General features: G+C 42.1%; 14 protein-coding genes, 1 tRNA gene, 1 other RNA gene and 1 pseudogene. 11 read left to right on the top strand and 6 right to left on the bottom strand.

What is annotated here, in order from left to right:
* The first annotated feature begins 189 nt into the window (after positions 1-189).
* The 6 genes from OCV31_RS05450 to OCV31_RS05425 all read left to right on the top strand — a co-directional run bounded on the left by OCV31_RS05450 (position 190) and on the right by OCV31_RS05425 (position 7124).
* Complete coding sequence (locus OCV31_RS05450) at positions 190-804, top strand: TetR/AcrR family transcriptional regulator (protein WP_148473255.1); 615 nt, start codon at positions 190-192, stop codon at positions 802-804.
* A gap of 106 nt (positions 805-910) precedes the next feature.
* Positions 911-2680 (top strand): ABC transporter ATP-binding protein, encoded by a 1770-nt coding sequence (locus OCV31_RS05445; protein ID WP_148473253.1) that lies wholly within the window; start codon positions 911-913, stop codon positions 2678-2680.
* On the top strand, positions 2677-4401 hold the full coding sequence (locus OCV31_RS05440; RefSeq protein ID WP_148473251.1) for an ABC transporter ATP-binding protein: 1725 nt from the start codon (positions 2677-2679) through the stop codon (positions 4399-4401). The genes OCV31_RS05445 and OCV31_RS05440 overlap by 4 nt, the downstream gene beginning before the upstream one ends.
* Positions 4402-4426: 25 nt before the next feature.
* Positions 4427-5017 (top strand): MptD family putative ECF transporter S component, encoded by a 591-nt coding sequence (locus OCV31_RS05435; RefSeq protein ID WP_004827287.1) that lies wholly within the window; start codon positions 4427-4429, stop codon positions 5015-5017.
* Positions 5017-5745, top strand: coding sequence for an energy-coupling factor transporter transmembrane component T (locus OCV31_RS05430; protein ID WP_148473249.1), 729 nt, complete (start codon positions 5017-5019; stop codon positions 5743-5745). Before OCV31_RS05435 ends, OCV31_RS05430 begins: the two co-directional genes overlap by 1 nt.
* Positions 5742-7124 (top strand): ABC transporter ATP-binding protein, encoded by a 1383-nt coding sequence (locus OCV31_RS05425; protein ID WP_148473247.1) that lies wholly within the window; start codon positions 5742-5744, stop codon positions 7122-7124. The genes OCV31_RS05430 and OCV31_RS05425 overlap by 4 nt, the downstream gene beginning before the upstream one ends.
* A 438-nt stretch (positions 7125-7562) precedes the next feature.
* On the opposite strand, the gene ffs is transcribed toward OCV31_RS05425, so the two are convergent.
* From ffs to OCV31_RS05400, 5 genes are all read right to left on the bottom strand, one after another.
* Positions 7563-7827, bottom strand: an RNA gene (gene ffs / locus OCV31_RS05420) — signal recognition particle sRNA large type.
* Between the two features lie 11 nt (positions 7828-7838).
* Positions 7839-7930 (bottom strand) — tRNA-Ser (locus OCV31_RS05415).
* Between the two features lie 70 nt (positions 7931-8000).
* Positions 8001-8951 (bottom strand): biotin--[acetyl-CoA-carboxylase] ligase, encoded by a 951-nt coding sequence (locus OCV31_RS05410; protein WP_148473245.1) that lies wholly within the window; start codon positions 8949-8951, stop codon positions 8001-8003.
* Positions 8951-9418: a tRNA (cytidine(34)-2'-O)-methyltransferase gene (locus OCV31_RS05405; RefSeq protein WP_108830688.1), complete on the bottom strand. Its 468-nt coding sequence runs from the start codon at positions 9416-9418 to the stop codon at positions 8951-8953. Before OCV31_RS05405 ends, OCV31_RS05410 begins: the two co-directional genes overlap by 1 nt.
* A gap of 2 nt (positions 9419-9420) precedes the next feature.
* The gene (locus OCV31_RS05400; RefSeq protein WP_267303831.1) at positions 9421-10083 is read right to left on the bottom strand and encodes a helicase C-terminal domain-containing protein; all 663 of its coding nucleotides are present in this window, start codon (positions 10081-10083) and stop codon (positions 9421-9423) included.
* Between the two features lie 387 nt (positions 10084-10470).
* Between OCV31_RS05400 and OCV31_RS05395 the strand changes: the two are divergent.
* The 5 genes and pseudogenes from OCV31_RS05395 to OCV31_RS05375 form a co-directional block, all read left to right on the top strand.
* Positions 10471-11760, top strand: a pseudogene (locus tag OCV31_RS05395) (heavy metal translocating P-type ATPase); the annotation flags it as partial.
* Positions 11761-11970: 210 nt separating this feature from the next.
* Positions 11971-13095, top strand: coding sequence for an ABC transporter ATP-binding protein (locus OCV31_RS05390; protein ID WP_148473239.1), 1125 nt, complete (start codon positions 11971-11973; stop codon positions 13093-13095).
* Positions 13088-13717 carry an ABC transporter permease gene (locus OCV31_RS05385; RefSeq protein ID WP_148473236.1) on the top strand — a complete coding sequence of 210 codons (630 nt, stop codon included), beginning with the start codon at positions 13088-13090 and terminating at the stop codon, positions 13715-13717. The genes OCV31_RS05390 and OCV31_RS05385 overlap by 8 nt, the downstream gene beginning before the upstream one ends.
* Before the next feature lies 1 nt (position 13718).
* The gene (locus OCV31_RS05380) at positions 13719-14681 is read left to right on the top strand and encodes an osmoprotectant ABC transporter substrate-binding protein (RefSeq protein WP_148473233.1); all 963 of its coding nucleotides are present in this window, start codon (positions 13719-13721) and stop codon (positions 14679-14681) included.
* Positions 14671-15300, top strand: a complete 630-nt coding sequence (locus tag OCV31_RS05375; RefSeq protein WP_148473231.1) for an ABC transporter permease — start codon at positions 14671-14673, stop codon at positions 15298-15300. Before OCV31_RS05380 ends, OCV31_RS05375 begins: the two co-directional genes overlap by 11 nt.
* Positions 15301-15486: 186 nt before the next feature.
* Here the strand turns inward: OCV31_RS05375 and OCV31_RS09785 are convergent.
* Positions 15487-15591: transposase (locus OCV31_RS09785; protein WP_148472326.1), on the bottom strand; the 105-nt coding region annotated here is incomplete at its 5' end.

Genomic DNA, 15591 nt, shown 5'->3' with positions numbered 1-15591 from the left:
TGAACGAATGAATACAACCTAGATCAAATGCAATATAAACAAAATGCTGTAAGCGAAGCGTTGAAAATTATGACCAAATTAACAGGAGTACTCTATATGTAGTTTGTCTAGGCTTCGCTCTTGACAAACTCAAATGAGAATGATAGCCTATATTAAAAGAACGAGTGTCGGTCAATAGGCGGTGAGGTTTTGGCAAAGAGAAATGTAAAAGATCCGGAAGAAAGAAAACAGGAGCTTATAAATATAGCATCCAGACTTTTTGAAAAATATGGGTATGAGAAAGTTTCTGTTAGAGATATTCTCGCAGAAGTTAATGGAGCGCCGGGGATGTTTTATTATTATTTCAAATCAAAAGAAGATATTTTCTTGGCGTGTATGGAAACATACTTTGATGAAAAATTAAAAAATAAGTTAGGTATCCTTCAAAACAAGGAAATAGATTACGAAGAAAGAATAAAAATTCTAAGAGATCTCATAGTAAAAGATATCAGTCAATTTACAACAAGATATAATTTTTCAAAAGAGAATTCAATTACAGATAACTCGTACAGGCTATGGGAATTGATTCATTACATTGGAAAATTTATAGATGTCTATTCAGAGTTTATAATTGAAGGAATTGAAAATAAAAAAATAGAAAATAATATGGGAATAAACAGGGAAAATGTGAGAAGTTTTGCAGCTTTTATTTTATACGGAGCTGTTGGAACAATATATAATGACTATATTATTAAGGGAGAAAACAAAACAAATTCAAGTGAAGCCTTTGGAATAATAAGCGAACTATTTCAAAGACCTCATTAGAGAAAATAAAATATAAGTATTTTACAAGGGAAACATCAATGGTGTTTTCCTTGTATTAGTTTTAAGGCAAATGAACGAACTCGTTCGGCAAGGAGGTATGTTTTAGATGAAAAAGAAGAAATCAATCAAAGATATTATTTCCTACAGTGAAATAAAAAAAGGACAACTTGTAGGAGGGATATTATTTGTTAGTCTTGGTATGCTATTAAGTATTTGTCCAATTTTGGTGATATACAAAGTCATAAAATCTTTATTTTTATATGGAAAATTAGAACAAAGTACAATACAGTTCTGCACCTATGGACTTGCAGCAGTGGTATTGTCATATTGCTTAACTTACATTGGAGGTATTTTATGCCATAAGTTTTCATATGTTTTAATAGCTAACTTAAAAAAGAAGATATTATTTCATATTGGGAATCTTCCTTTAGGTTTTTTTACCGGAGACAACAAGTCAAAAATAAGGCAAGTATTAGGATCGGACATGAATCAAATTGAGGGATATTTTTCTCATCAATTACCAAATTTAATTTCAACTTTAGCACTAATTTTAGCAATGATAATTGTTATGTTGAAGATAAATTTAATATTAGGTCTTACGACTTTGTTAATTATATTTGTTGGTTTAGGAATTCAGATTGCAATCATGGCAAAGATTATAAAGTCGGGTGGACTTGAGAAGAACTTTGCGATTTTGGATCAAATTAATTCAGCAACTACTGAATACGTTAATGGTATGCCGGAAGTGAAAATATTTGGAACAGGAGCAAAATCATTTAAAACTTTTTCAAAGTCAGTAGGAGAATATAGAGACTTTACAAGTTCGATGACATCAATGATAAGACCGGGATTTGTTTCATTTAGAATGTTTATTTTATCTGTTGCTACATTCATAGTTCCAGTAGGAATACTTTTAATGTCACGAAATAATAACTTGGATTTTGCTACAGTTTTTATTTTCTATTTGATTCTTGCACCTGCCATTAGCGTACCTGCATTAAAACTTAGAGATTTTGCAGAAGGAATGAATTTACTAAATGAAGTTGTTTTGAGAATCTACGAAATTATAGATCAAAAAGAATTGGCAATTGAAAATATCGAGGAAGAGATAAAAGGTCATGATCTTGAATTCGAGAATGTAAGCTTTTCTTATGGAGATGAAGAGGTTTTAAAGAATATAAGCTTCTGTGCTAAACAAGGAGAAGTTACAGCATTAGTTGGCTATTCGGGAGCAGGCAAATCTACCATTGGAACGCTAATACCCAGATTTTACGATCCTTCAGAAGGCTCTATTAAAATTGGTGGAGTTAATATAAAAAATATTCCGATGAACGCCTTAATGGAGAGGATAGCATTCGTTTTTCAAGACAGTGATCTTATCACAGATACAGTCTTCAATAATGTTGCTATGGCAAAGACAGGTTCTACAAAAGAGGATGTCATAAAAGCATGTAAAAAAGCAAGATGTCATGATTTTATTGTAAAACTTCCTGATGGGTATGACACTGTTTTGGGTAAAGGGACTTATTTATCCGGAGGAGAGAAACAACGTATTGCTATAGCAAGAGCGATTTTAAAGGACGCACCAATATTAGTATTAGACGAGGCAACAAGTTTTGCTGATTCTGAAAATGAATATCTTATGCAGGAAGCTTTGTCTGAATTGGTTAAAGATAAGACAGTTATCATGATTGCTCATAGGTTAAATACCATAGAGAATGCAAATCAAATTTTAGTAATATCTGATGGAAAAATTGCAGAAAGAGGGAAGCATGAAGATTTAATCCTTGCAGATGGAATATATAAGCGACTCTTTGATATTTATAAGAAGACGAATATTTGGCAAATGGATATAGAAGGGAGTGAGAATGAATGATAAGAAATATTACATTAGGAAAGATGAATAATATAAGAAAATCCATTGCCTTAAATGTTTTGGCTTCTATTTCCAACCTTATACCATTTATTGCTTTGGCGAAAATTGTAGAAACACTATTTTTAAATAGAGGTGCAGATAGTATAGATACGAGCCTTTTATGGAAGTATTTTGGGATAATGGCAATATTTTTCTTTGTAACATTCTTATTGGAAAATTTAGCCACAAAATATACCTATGAACTTGGATACAAGTCAAGTGCAGATGGAAGAATAGAGCTTGCAGACCACATAAGAAAACTGCCGATAGGTTATATTTCAGGGAAAAGCTCAGCAGAGATCGTAGATACATTAATGAATGATTTTTTCAAAGTTGAAACGGCAGTAACGCATCAATTACCTCAATTTTTCAGTGGCATATGTGTAGCGGTTCTTTGCTCAATATTATTTTTGATAATTAATGTAAAAATAGGGATAGCAACACTTATTGGATTGCCGATTTCTGTTCTACTTCTCACACTCATGCAAAACTTTCAGAAAAAAATTTATTTGAAAACAAAGAAAATGAGGATAAAAGAGGAAGAAGATACAAACGAATATTTGGATGCTATTAAGACTCTAAAAGCTTATAACAGCTTAGATGATACATTAACAAAGCTTGAAGAAGATATAGATAACTCAAGAAATGCAAATATTAAGAGTGAGAAAGGTGTTGGTTCATTAACTACTATAGCAAGTATGATTTTAAGAATAGGACTTCCTTTGATGAGTTTAGCCGGTTCCTATTTATTTATAAATGGATCTTTGGAAATTGACACATTTTTAATGTTCTTATTTGTAGGCACAAGAATTTTTGATCCCTTGGAGCTTGCACTTGTAAATTATACAGGTCTACAAATGGCATCAGTTTCAGGAGAGAGAATCATTAACCTGCTTAACGCTGAACCCATGTCAGGAAATTGCGATGTAATCGAAAGCAACAAAATTGAAATCCACGATGTTTCATTTTCTTACAAGGAATCTAAGGTTATCGATAATGTTTCATTAGACATTAATGAAGATGAATTAACTGCTTTTGTTGGTTACTCTGGCTCTGGAAAATCTACACTAATTAAATTAATTTCCAGATTTTATGATCCTAATGAAGGGACAATTAAAATTGGTGGAGTAGATTTGCTAACAGCCGACCCTGATAAATTAATGGAGAAATTTTCTGTTGTTTTTCAAGATGTGTATCTTTTTAAAGACACAATTTATAACAATATAAAATTTGGAAATGAAGATGCAAGTAAAGATGAAATCATGAATGCTGCAAAAATGGCAGGAGCTTATGACTTTATAGTCAAAAAAGATGATGGATTTAACACTATGATTGGACAAGGAGGAGCGACTCTGTCTGGAGGTGAGAAACAAAGAATATCAATAGCGAGAGCAATACTAAAAAATGCACCAATAATACTACTTGATGAAGCAACATCTTCACTTGATCCTGAAAATGAACTTATTATACAGGAAGCAATATCAAATTTAATTAAAAATAAAACAGTTGTGGTTGTAGCTCATAAATTAAGGAGCGTAATGGGAGCTGATAAAATTGTTGTTTTAAACAAAGGAAAGGTAGAGGAAGTTGGGAAGCATGAAGAACTTATAAAAAATGAAGGACTATATAAAGACTTATGGAATTATCAAGAAAAGTCTAAAGAATGGAAGATTGTACAGTAACAATTAATTTTAAAGGAGGAAACTTATGAAAACACAAAAGAAATCATCAAAAAACGCAGTTACAGCCGGTGTTTTAATTGCACTTTACTTTGTAACATATTTAGTAATTGGGGCAATATCTATGCCTGTCCCTGTTTTATTTTTACTAATGCCTATGCTTGTAGCACTACTTGCTGCACCAACCTATCATATGCTTCTTGCAAAGACAAAGTCAGCTACTGCTATTGTTATCGCAGCTATCTTACCAAGTATTTTATTAGTTGCAACTGGACATATTCCAATTGCGCCATTAGTGGCAGTGCCTGCCGGAATAATTGCTATGTTCATAGCAAAAGGTGGAAATTATACAGACTTTAAGAAAAATACAATTAGTCATATGTTTTTTTCTCTAAACTTATTTGGAGGATTCTTACCAATCTGGGTTATGAGAGAAGCATTTTTTGAAAGTGTAATAAAAGGTGGCTTAGATCAAAGCTTTTGTAACACAGTAAGAGCATGGACACCAATATGGATGTTACCGGTTATGATTATAGGAACATTTATATTCTCTTTGATTGGTTCTTATTTTACAAAAAAAATACTAAATAAAAAGTTGGAATCCGCAGGAGTTTTATAATGGAAAATTCAAAGTTTGTTCTGGGGTCAAAATATGACCTCAGAACAAAACTTATCTTGCTTATAGGTGCGAATATTTTAATTTTTTTAGGGTTTGATTGGATCTATCAAAGCCTTATTACATTATTTTTCCTTGTCATTATTATTAGCGATGGTTATAAAAAATCCGCTATAAGGTATGTTTTATTTTTTGTAATAAGTGTAGTATTGGAAAAATCTTTAGCCTATTTTAGTATGAATTTTCTTTTGAATTTAATTTTATTTATCTTAGCAATTGGAAGAAAATTTCTGCCATGTATTATCATGGGTAAATGGATTTTAAATTCAACATCTGTTTCCGGTGCAGTGGCAACTTTACAAAAATTAAAACTTTCAAAAGATTCGCTCATAATGATTTCTGTAATATTTAGATGTTTGCCTACTATTAAAGACGAATGGAGTCATATAAATATGGCGATGAAAACAAGAGGGATTAGCATTAGTATTTATAATTTATTTCATAGACCTGCTGCGACAATGGAATACTTTTTTGTACCCTTATTCGTAAGTGTAATAGAAATTGGGGATGAGCTATCCCAATCAGCTATTATAAGGGGGCTTGATGCTCCTGTTCAAAAAACAAGTAGATACCTAATTAAGATTAGAAAAAATGACATTGGCGTTTTAACTCTTATGATTTTAATTTTATCAATAGTAATATTTATGAAAGTGTCAGGGTGGGATTTATGATTGAAATTAGAGAATTAAGTTTTAAGTACAAGGGAGGATCTGATTACTCATTAAAAGATATAAACTTGAAAATCAAAAAAGGGGAATGCATTCTTCTATGTGGCAGGAGCGGTTGCGGAAAGTCGACTCTATTAAAGCTTATGAACGGCATAATACCTGAGTTTTATGATGGGGACATTTCCGGCAGTGTTATGGTCAATGGTATGAATACATTTACTACACCAATTTATAAATTATCTAAGAATGTAGGCTCGGTTTTTCAAAATCCCAAAACACAATTCTATACAACCAATACAACTGACGAAATTGCATTTGGTTTAGAAAATTACGGCATAGAAAGAGAAGTAATTAACAAAAGGATTGAAGAAGTTGAAAAAGAGCTTCATCTTGAAAACTTGATGAATAAAAATATATTCAATCTTTCTGGAGGAGAAAAGCAGAAGATTGCTATAGCAAGCATTTGCGCATTAAACCCTGAGATATTTATTCTTGATGAACCATCTTCAAGCTTAGACATAAAGTCAATGAAAGAACTATCGCTTACAATAAAAAAGCTTAAATCTTTAGGAAAAACTATTATTATTGCAGAACACAGGTTGTGGTATTTAAAAGACAATGTTGATAGAGCAATATACTTAGAGGATGGAAAAATCATCAGAGAATATAGTATGGACGAAATTGAAAATCTAAGTGAAGATGAACGAATGAGAACGGGACTTAGGCATTCTGATTATAAAGCCATTGAAAGATTTGATGATTTTGAAACTTCAAATAAAGGGACTTTATTAGAGTTAAAAAATCTGATGTTCAAAAGAAGTACCAGAACAATTTTGTCCATTAAGGATCTTAAATTTAGCTATGGGAATATTATTGGGATTGTTGGAGAAAATGGAATTGGGAAGTCTACATTAGCAAAAATCATATGTGGCTTATACAAAGAAAATAAAGGGAAAATTTTAAGAGATGGTGAGAATTTAAATATAAAAAGTAGGCTAAATGAGAGCCTGCTTATTATGCAGGAAGTGAACTATCAGTTATTCACAGACAGCGTTAAAGATGAAATAGTATTAACATCAAATATTAAAGATGATTATGTTTTAGATACTTGGCTAAAAGACATGGAGTTAAAAAACATTGGTGATAGAAATCCTCACACCTTGTCAGGAGGACAAAAACAGAGAGTGATTATTTTATCCGCTTTACTATCCGACAAGAAAATCCTATTTTTCGATGAGCCAACCAGTGGATTGGACTACAGAAATATGAAAATAGTAGCTAAAAACATAAAGAAAGTTAAGGAAAAAGACAAGCTGATTTTAATAATATCCCATGATGTTGAGTTTTTTGAGTCAGTCTGCGATAGGGTTGTAAAGTTTTAGAACAATAATGTAACTTTTCCGTGAGCAGGAGCACGTGTTTTTATCGCATCGGGCATCTTGAAGCAATTGCACCCCTTGAACGTGGAAGGAACTACAATGGGGACATAGCCGCTCGTGAATGGCACACATTATTATTATAAAACGTTTTTTTGTAGCACCGGCTACCTCGACATCTTGGATTCCTAAAAGTATTGTTGTAATATTGTTTTGCGCTTGTTTAACCCCCTTTATTAATTTGTGGTGATTTAATTTTAGGTAATTGGGAAAACAAGTGCTATCTTTTTGCACAAAAATATCCATTAAGGAGGTTACTCCCCAACTGATATTATAGAGCCAACAAAAATGGCCCCTTGCGCATAAAAGCGGAAGGGGCTTTTGTATGTGTGGAATTTTTTGCAAAGAAAAAGCGGTTCCGAAGAACCGCGATTTTATATGTAGCCATGCACCCGACTTTGCACAAGTCTTCCACGCGTTACCGAGAGAGTTAACTCAGAGCAGGCGAATCTACGTCACATAAGCGGACTTACTTAGTGCTGCTTCCGTCAAGACCTGACACGGTTCGCAAGGGCTTATTGCGTAGGACCCACTCCTCAACATCACTTTTCTCGGGCAGGCCGCAAAAGAAATGCGCTGGATCGGGAATTCAATCTTGTTGTAGCGGATTACAAGTTACAGGGTGCCGCTAATTCCCCATCTAGCATGGCAAACTTTTCCTGGCGGAGAGAGGGGGATTCGAACCCCCGATACGCTATTAACGTATACCCGCTTTCCAGGCGAGCGCCTTAAACCAACTCAACCATCTCTCCATTGGATTACAGTATATGATTATACGGGCGAATCGGTTTTTTGTCAAGGGGAAGTTTTTAATTTGTAAAATTACCAGCTGCCTTCGACGGAAATGGCGCCGGCGGACAGGCGAAGGATGCGCCCTTCCACGGCGACGAGAAGGGCACCGTCGTCGTCGATGGCCTCGGCCACGCCGGTGTATTCGATGTCGCCTTTGGCGAAGCGAATGGTTTTTCCGATGGTGAGATTGTATTTTCGATAGGCATTTAAGATTTCATCGGCGGGCCTTTGAATCCAACGATAGAGCGCATTCATTAGATCCGCCGCCAATTGATTTCTGGAAATATCCCCTGTGAGGGAGCCGGCGGTAGGTAGGGCCTGTTTTTCAAAAAGCTTCTGAGGCGTGTTGGTGTTGATGCCCAGGCCGATGACGTAGCGGGCCTTGCCTTGGGAGAAATCCGCTTCCGTCAAAATGCCGGCAATTTTTTTGTGATTGAAGTACAGGTCGTTGACCCATTTAATCTTTACATCCTCGTCGCTCTGCTCCGTTAAGGCTTCTTTTAATGCCACGGCGGCGGCCATGGTGATGAGGGACGGATCGGGCGCGTCGTCTGCGTGAATAATCGTCGAGAGATAAAGTCCCGTGCCGTAGGGGGAGAGGAAGGATTTCCCCACGCGCCCTTTTCCCGCCGTCTGTTCCTCCGCCGTCATAAAGGAAAAGGAAGGGAGGGGCGAGGCGGCGTCTTCTCTGAAGATGGCGTCGTTGGTGGAATCCACGCGGTCAAGGACCGACACGGTCACGTCTTTTAAATCATCTGTGAGGCGGCTTCGAATGCGCTCGGCATCCAGGGCTTCGTAATTTTCGTTTAAGCGGTAGCCCCGATTGGTGACGGCGTCGATGTGGTAGCCGTCTTGCCTAAGGGCTTTTATGGCCTGCCACACGGCGGCGCGGGAGATGTTCATCGCCCGGGCCAGGTCTTCTCCGGAAAGGTAGTCGTCGGCCTCTTTCAGTGCTTTTAGGATGTAGTCTTTGCTTTTCATCAGGCCATCCCCGGATAGTCCAATTGGCGCAGAGCTTCGAAGAGAATGATGTTGACGGAGACGGATAAATTTAAGCTGCGGCCGAAATCTTTCAGCATGGGAATGCGAATGGCCGTCTCGTCGTGGGCCTTTAACAAGGGCTCGGGCAGACCCTTGGTTTCTTTGCCGAAGACCAGAAAGTCGCCGTCTTGAAATTCGATGTCGCAGTAGCGCTTGTGGGCCTTGGTGGAAGCGAAAAAGAAGCGGTGGTCTTTGTATTCTTCCATGACCTCTTCGATGCTGTCGTGGTAGCGGATGTCCACGAGATCCCAGTAGTCCAGGCCGCAGCGCTTCAAATGCTTGTCGTCCACGGAAAAGCCCAGGGGACGCACCAAGTGCAGGACGCTTTTCGTCAGGCCGCAGCTCCGGGCGATGGCGCCGGTGTTGTGGGGAATCTCGGGTTCAACTAAACAGATGTGCAGTGTCATAATTACCTCCAAAATGCGTTTATTTTTTCTATCATATCGTCCACCGACGCCACGGTTTCCACTCGCCAATGGGCGGGGAGCAGGGCGCGAATGTCGGGGCGCAGGTAGCGGTCGTCTAAGAGAAGCAGTTGGCCACGGTCGCTGTCGGAGCGAATGATGCGCCCGGCGGCCTGCACCACTTTCGTGAGCCCCGGGTAGGTGTAGGCATAGGCGTAGCCGTCTTTTCCCAAGCGATTAAAGCGATTTTTAATAAGCTCCCGCTCACGGGACAGGCCTGGCAGTGAAAGAGTTAAAATACTTACGCCCATAAGGGCTTCGCCGGAAAGATCCACGCCTTCGGAAAAGGCGCCGCCCATGACGCCGTAGCCGTGGACCGGGCGCTCGTTTCTGAACCGGTCGATGTAATCGGCCCGTTCTTTTTCCGTCATGGAGCGGGCCTGATCGTGGCCGCATTCCTCCCACTCCATGCAGGCGGCATAAACCTGATCCTTGTAGGCGTAGGAGGGAAAGAAGTGGATGAAATTGCCTTCTCGCGTGGTGGAAAAGGCCTGTAAGTAGCGGCTGATCTCGGGAAGGGTGCGGGCCCGGTCTTTGTACTTGGTGGACAGGTGGGGCGGGTGCAGAATCAATGGATGGGCGGGATCGAAGGGGCTCGCTAAGACCATGGTTTTTCGCTCCTCCCCGGCGCCCAAGCAGTAGCTGTGGTAGTCCATGGGAGAGAGGGTAGCGGAAAAATACACCGCCGATTGAAACAGCTCTCGCCGAGCGGAAAGGACGCGAGACGGATCCAAGCATATGAGGCGCAGGGTGTTTTTCCGGGGCACGAAGAAAGTAAAGCGGTCCTCGTCGTAGTAGAGATTTAAATTCTGCCAGTCCAAGAGGTGAAAGTACAGCTCGAGAAAATCCTCCTCGGGCTCCGCCTTCAGCCGGGCGAGGTAGTTTGCCGCCTCGTCGATGAAATCCTCCACGGCTTCCGAAAAATCCTCGTCTAGTTGGTCGTAGGTCGTATCTTCCGCGGCAGCCACGGCGCGAATCTTCTCCGCCAAATCGATGGCACGGTCTTGGAAGAAGGCATGCTTCACATCAAGACCGAAAAGCTCTACAACGAAAGCCGCATCAACAACATCATCAAGATGATCGGCGAAAGTGAAAAGAACAAATCCATGGCGCAGAAAAAGGCGGAAAGTATGGCGGACTCTCTGGTGAAGTATTCCTTCCTCGGCGCCGGCTTATCCTACGCCTTGACGGGCTCCGTACAAAAGGCCAAGGCCTTTTTAATGGTCGACTATTCCTGCGCCCTGAAGCTCACGATCCCCATCGCCGTCATGAAAGCCATGAGCCAGTCCGGCCAAATGGACGTTTTGGTCAAAGGCGGCAAGTATTTGGAAAATCTGGCTCAGGCGGACACCATCGTCTTTGACAAGACGGGGACGTTAACGAAGTCCACGCCGACGGTGGAAAAGGTCATCGCCTTTGACGGCCATTCGGAAGACGAGTGTTTGCGCATCGCCGCATGCCTGGAAGAACACTTCCCCCACTCCATCGCCAATGCCGTGGTGGATGCGGCCGTCAGAAGAGATTTGCGTCACGAAGAAATGCATTCGGAAACGGAATACATCGTGGCCCACGGAATTTCTTCAAAAATCGACGGAAAAACCGCCCTGATCGGTTCGGCACACTTTATTTTCGACGACGAAAACGTGCATTTGCCTTTGGCGAAGGAAGCCCTGATCGAAGAGCTGAAGGAAAATTATTCCCTGCTTTATCTGGCCTACGACGGCGAATTAATCGCTGTCTTGTGTATTTCCGATCCCATTCGCGAGGATGCGAAAGAAACCGTCGACGCCCTTCGGGCATTAGGTTTTACCAACATCGCCATGCTCACAGGCGACGCGGAAAATTCCGCCCGCTTCGTGGCAAATGAATTGGGCCTGGACTACTACCGATCCCAAGTCCTTCCCGAGGACAAGGCGGAATACATTCACGCTCAAAAAGCCATGGGCAGAAAAGTCGTTATGATCGGCGACGGAATCAACGACTCCGTGGCCCTCTCCGGCGCCGATGTGGGCATCGCCATGCACAAGGGCGCGGACATCGCCCGTGAAATCGCAGACATCGCCATCGGCAGCGACGACTTGGCCTCCATTGTAAATGTGGTGAAAATCGCCAAGGAATTGGACAAGCGAATTAAAAAGGATTACAACCAAATCATCGGTTTTAATACCTTGCTCATCGCCCTGGGCTATTTCGGCGTGATCTCCAACACCACGTCGTCGTTTTTGCACAATTCGTCCACTGTGGCCATAGGCATGGAAAATATGCGAAATTACGCGTTGGCTTAAAAACTGTTCGGATGACAAAAAGAAGCTCTCTTAAAAACCCTCAACCCTTGGATTCAACCGAAGGCTGAGGGTTTTTTGCGTCGCGGAAGGGGCATTAAGAGGGCATAAAAGTAAATATTTATAATAGAATGAAAAAATGCAATATACAAATGAATCTGTTTTTGTGATAGCATTAAATGACAGGGTTCAAATGAACAGAAGGGGGAGCGTATGATTGAATTTATCGACGTGGCGAAAATCTATAAAACCCAAACGGCAGTTGAAAATATAAGCTTTAAAATAAACGATGGTGAATTTATCTGTGTCATCGGCACCTCGGGATCGGGGAAGACGACGATTATGCGGATGATCAATCGCATGACCGAGCCGTCCAAGGGAAAAATCCTTATCGACGGCGAAGACATCATGGAGAAAAATCCGGTGAAGCTGAGGCGGGAGATCGGATACGTGATCCAGCAAATCGGCCTTTTGCCTCATATGACCATCTATGAAAACATCACCTTGGTTCCGTCCCTCTTAAAGTGGGACGAGGAGAAAAAGCGGAGCATCGCCGAGGAACTGATCAAAAAAGTGGACCTTCCCGTGGAGTATTTGGACAAGTACCCGAGTCAGTTGAGCGGGGGCCAGCAACAGCGGATCGGCGTTGTCCGGGCTCTTGCGGCGGATCAAAACATTATTTTGATGGACGAGCCTTTCGGCGCCCTGGATCCGATCACCCGGGAAGCCCTTCAAAATTTAATTAAGAACATTCAAAAAGAAATGAACAAGACGGTGGTCTTCGTAACCCACGACATGAACGAGGCCTTAAATCTCGCCGATCGCATTTTGATCATGGACATGGGGCACATGGCGCAGTTCGATACGCCGGAAAATATTTTGAAAAATCCGGCCAACGACTACGTCCGCGGGTTGTTGGGCGAGGACAACTTAAATAAGGCGAAGACATCCTATAATTCCGTAGAAACCATCATGATTCGAAATCCTGTTGCTATTAACGAGGGAAAAACCACTCGAGAAGCGCTGAAGTTAATGCGAAAGAAACGAGTGGACACGCTCTTTGTGACCGATGCGAAAAATGTACTTAAAGGCGTCGTGGGCATTTTCGAACTGGGGAAATTGGGCCGCGTCGACACGTACGTTTCGGAAATTATGAACGATGCGGTCTCCATTACAAACTCGACGAAAATCATCGAAGCCATTCACCTGATCGTGGAACTGGGTTATCGCAACCTCCCGGTGGTAGACGAGAAGGGGAAATTAGTCGGCATCGTCACGCGGGCCTCCGTCGTGGATACGATTTACAACAACATTATCGGCGGTGATGGGGATGATTAATTTCTTCGCAGAAAATTACCTTCTCATCGGAGAAAAACTACTGGAGCATCTCTACATTTCCGTGGTCTCTTTGGCCATGGGAATCGTCGTCGCCGTGCCCTTAGGCATTTTGCTGTCCAAATATGAAAAGATTTCAAACGGCGTCATGGGCGTGGCATCGGTGCTTCAAACCATTCCCTCTTTCGCTCTTCTGGCCCTGATGATTCCCGTATTCGGCGTCGGAAAAAAGACGGCCATCGCCGCTCTTTTCATCTACTCTCTGCTGCCGATTCTGCGGAACACGTTTCTGGGCCTTACCTCCGTCACTCCGTCGGCCGTCGACGCGGCCAAAGGCATGGGCATGGAAGAGCGACAGATTTTGACGAAAGTAAAGATTCCCTTGGCGCTGCCTGTGATTATGTCGGGCATTCGCCTGTCCGCCGTCTATGTGCTGGCGTGGACCACCCTCGCCGCTTACGTGGGCGCCGGGGGACTGGGAGACTTTATTTTCAACGGACTGAACAATTACGTGCCGCCCATGATTTTATGGGGCACGATTCCAATTACGGCCTTGGCTCTTTTAACCGACCACCTGTTCGGCCGATTGGAAAAACGTCTGTCCCCCTACAAGGGAGGTGAGTAAAATGAAGAAAATCAAAAAAATTCTTCTCGTTTTTTTCACTGTCCTCTTAACGGCATGTTCTCTGCCGGGGATTTCCTCCTCCGTGGAAAATGACGTTATCGTCGCTTCGGGCACCTACACGGAAAGGCAGGTGTTGGCGGAGATCGTGACGCAAATGGTGGAGCACAACACGGATTTAAAGGTGACCCAGATTAAAAACCTGGGATCCACCACGATGACGCACATCGCCATGGAGAAAAAATCCCTCAATGTAGTGGGCGGCATGTATACCGGCACCTCACTTACCGGGGAATGCGGCATGGAACCGGAGAGAGATCCTGAAAAAGCCATGGAACTGGTTCGGGACATCTATTTAAAGAAGTTTGACCGGATCTGGTTCCCCTCCTACGGTTTCGACAACACCTACGCCTTTATGGCGACGAAAGAATTTGCCGAGGCCCACAATTTAACGAAAGTGTCACAGCTGAAAGACATCGCCGGAGACATTAAAGTCGGCGTGGATTCCTCATGGGTTGATCGGCCCGGCGACGGCTACGAAGCCTTCAAGGCCACTTACGGCTTTGAATTCCCGAACTTCTATTCCATGGACATCGGCCTGGTTTATTCTGCCCTATCGAGCGGCAATATGGACGTGGTCCTCGGTTATTCCACCGACGGGCGAATTAATTCTTATAATCTCGTCCTTTTGGAAGACGACTTACAGCTTTTTCCCTCTTACGACTGCTCTCCCGCAGCGTCGGTGGAGATATTAAAGAAACATCCGGAGCTTATCGAGATCCTGTTGAAATTAAAGGGCACCATCTCTTCCGAAAAGATGCAGGAATTAAACAAACTGGCGTCGGAAGATCGAATCGAGCCCAATGTCGTGGCCAAAGAATTTTTGGAAGCGAATCATTATTTCGACGATGTAAAAGTGGATCAAAAAGAACTGGAACGAATCAGAGGTGAAGTAAATGCTAAGTGAGCTCACAAATTATTACGCTGCAAACTTCAGCTACATTGCGGAACAATTTTCCCGCCACTTTCTCATCGCGATTTACGGCGTGCTCTTCGCCTGCATCGTGGGCATTCCCTTGGGATTTTATGTTTCAGGTAAGGAAAAAAGCCGAAACATCGTCATCGGCATCGTCAATGTCATTCAAACCATACCGGGCCTCGCCATGCTGGCTATTTTAATGATGGTGATCGGCATCGGCGCAAATACCGTGGTCCTTTCCGTATTCCTCTACGCCCTTTTGCCAATCATAAAAAATACGATCACCGGAATCGACGCCATCGATCCGGGAATTATCGACGCGGCACAGGGCATGGGCATGACCCAAGTGCAACAGGTGATGAAGGTTGAATTTCCCCTAAGCGTTTCCGTGATCATGGGCGGCATTCGAAACGCATTGGTCGTGGGCATCGGCGTCGCCGCCATCGGCACCTTTATCGGCGCCGGGGGCCTGGGCGATATTATTACCAGAGGCACCGTGGTGGCAAACGGCTCCGCCATTATCTTGGCCGGCGCCATTCCCACGGCCCTCATGGCCATCGTGTCGGATCTGGTGCTCGGTTGGATCGAGAAAAAACTGAAGCAATAGAATGGAATCCCGCTTCGAAAGACGACGGGAATACAGAAAGACCCTAAGGCTCTTGAAAGATCGAGCCGAAGGGTCTTTTTCTATTTTCGTGAATCCAATTTGTGTACAAATAAAAAAGGTTCTATGTCAACCATTGGGGAGTCTAGTGAAAACTAGGCTCCTTTTTGTTTTCCTAAAAGCCATTCATCACCGGTCTTTTGAACAGACGAAAAGCAGTTTGGTTCGGAAATGATGAAAGTTACGCATCCCAAAAGCGACGCGCTTCACGGTCTTGATCTTGTTGTGCGTTCC

This window comes from Aedoeadaptatus acetigenes, from assembly GCF_025566985.1.
Lineage (GTDB): Bacteria > Bacillota > Clostridia > Tissierellales > Peptoniphilaceae > Aedoeadaptatus > Aedoeadaptatus acetigenes.
Note: the sequence above shows the minus strand (reverse complement) of the source record. Positions and strands in the feature narration are given on the sequence as shown.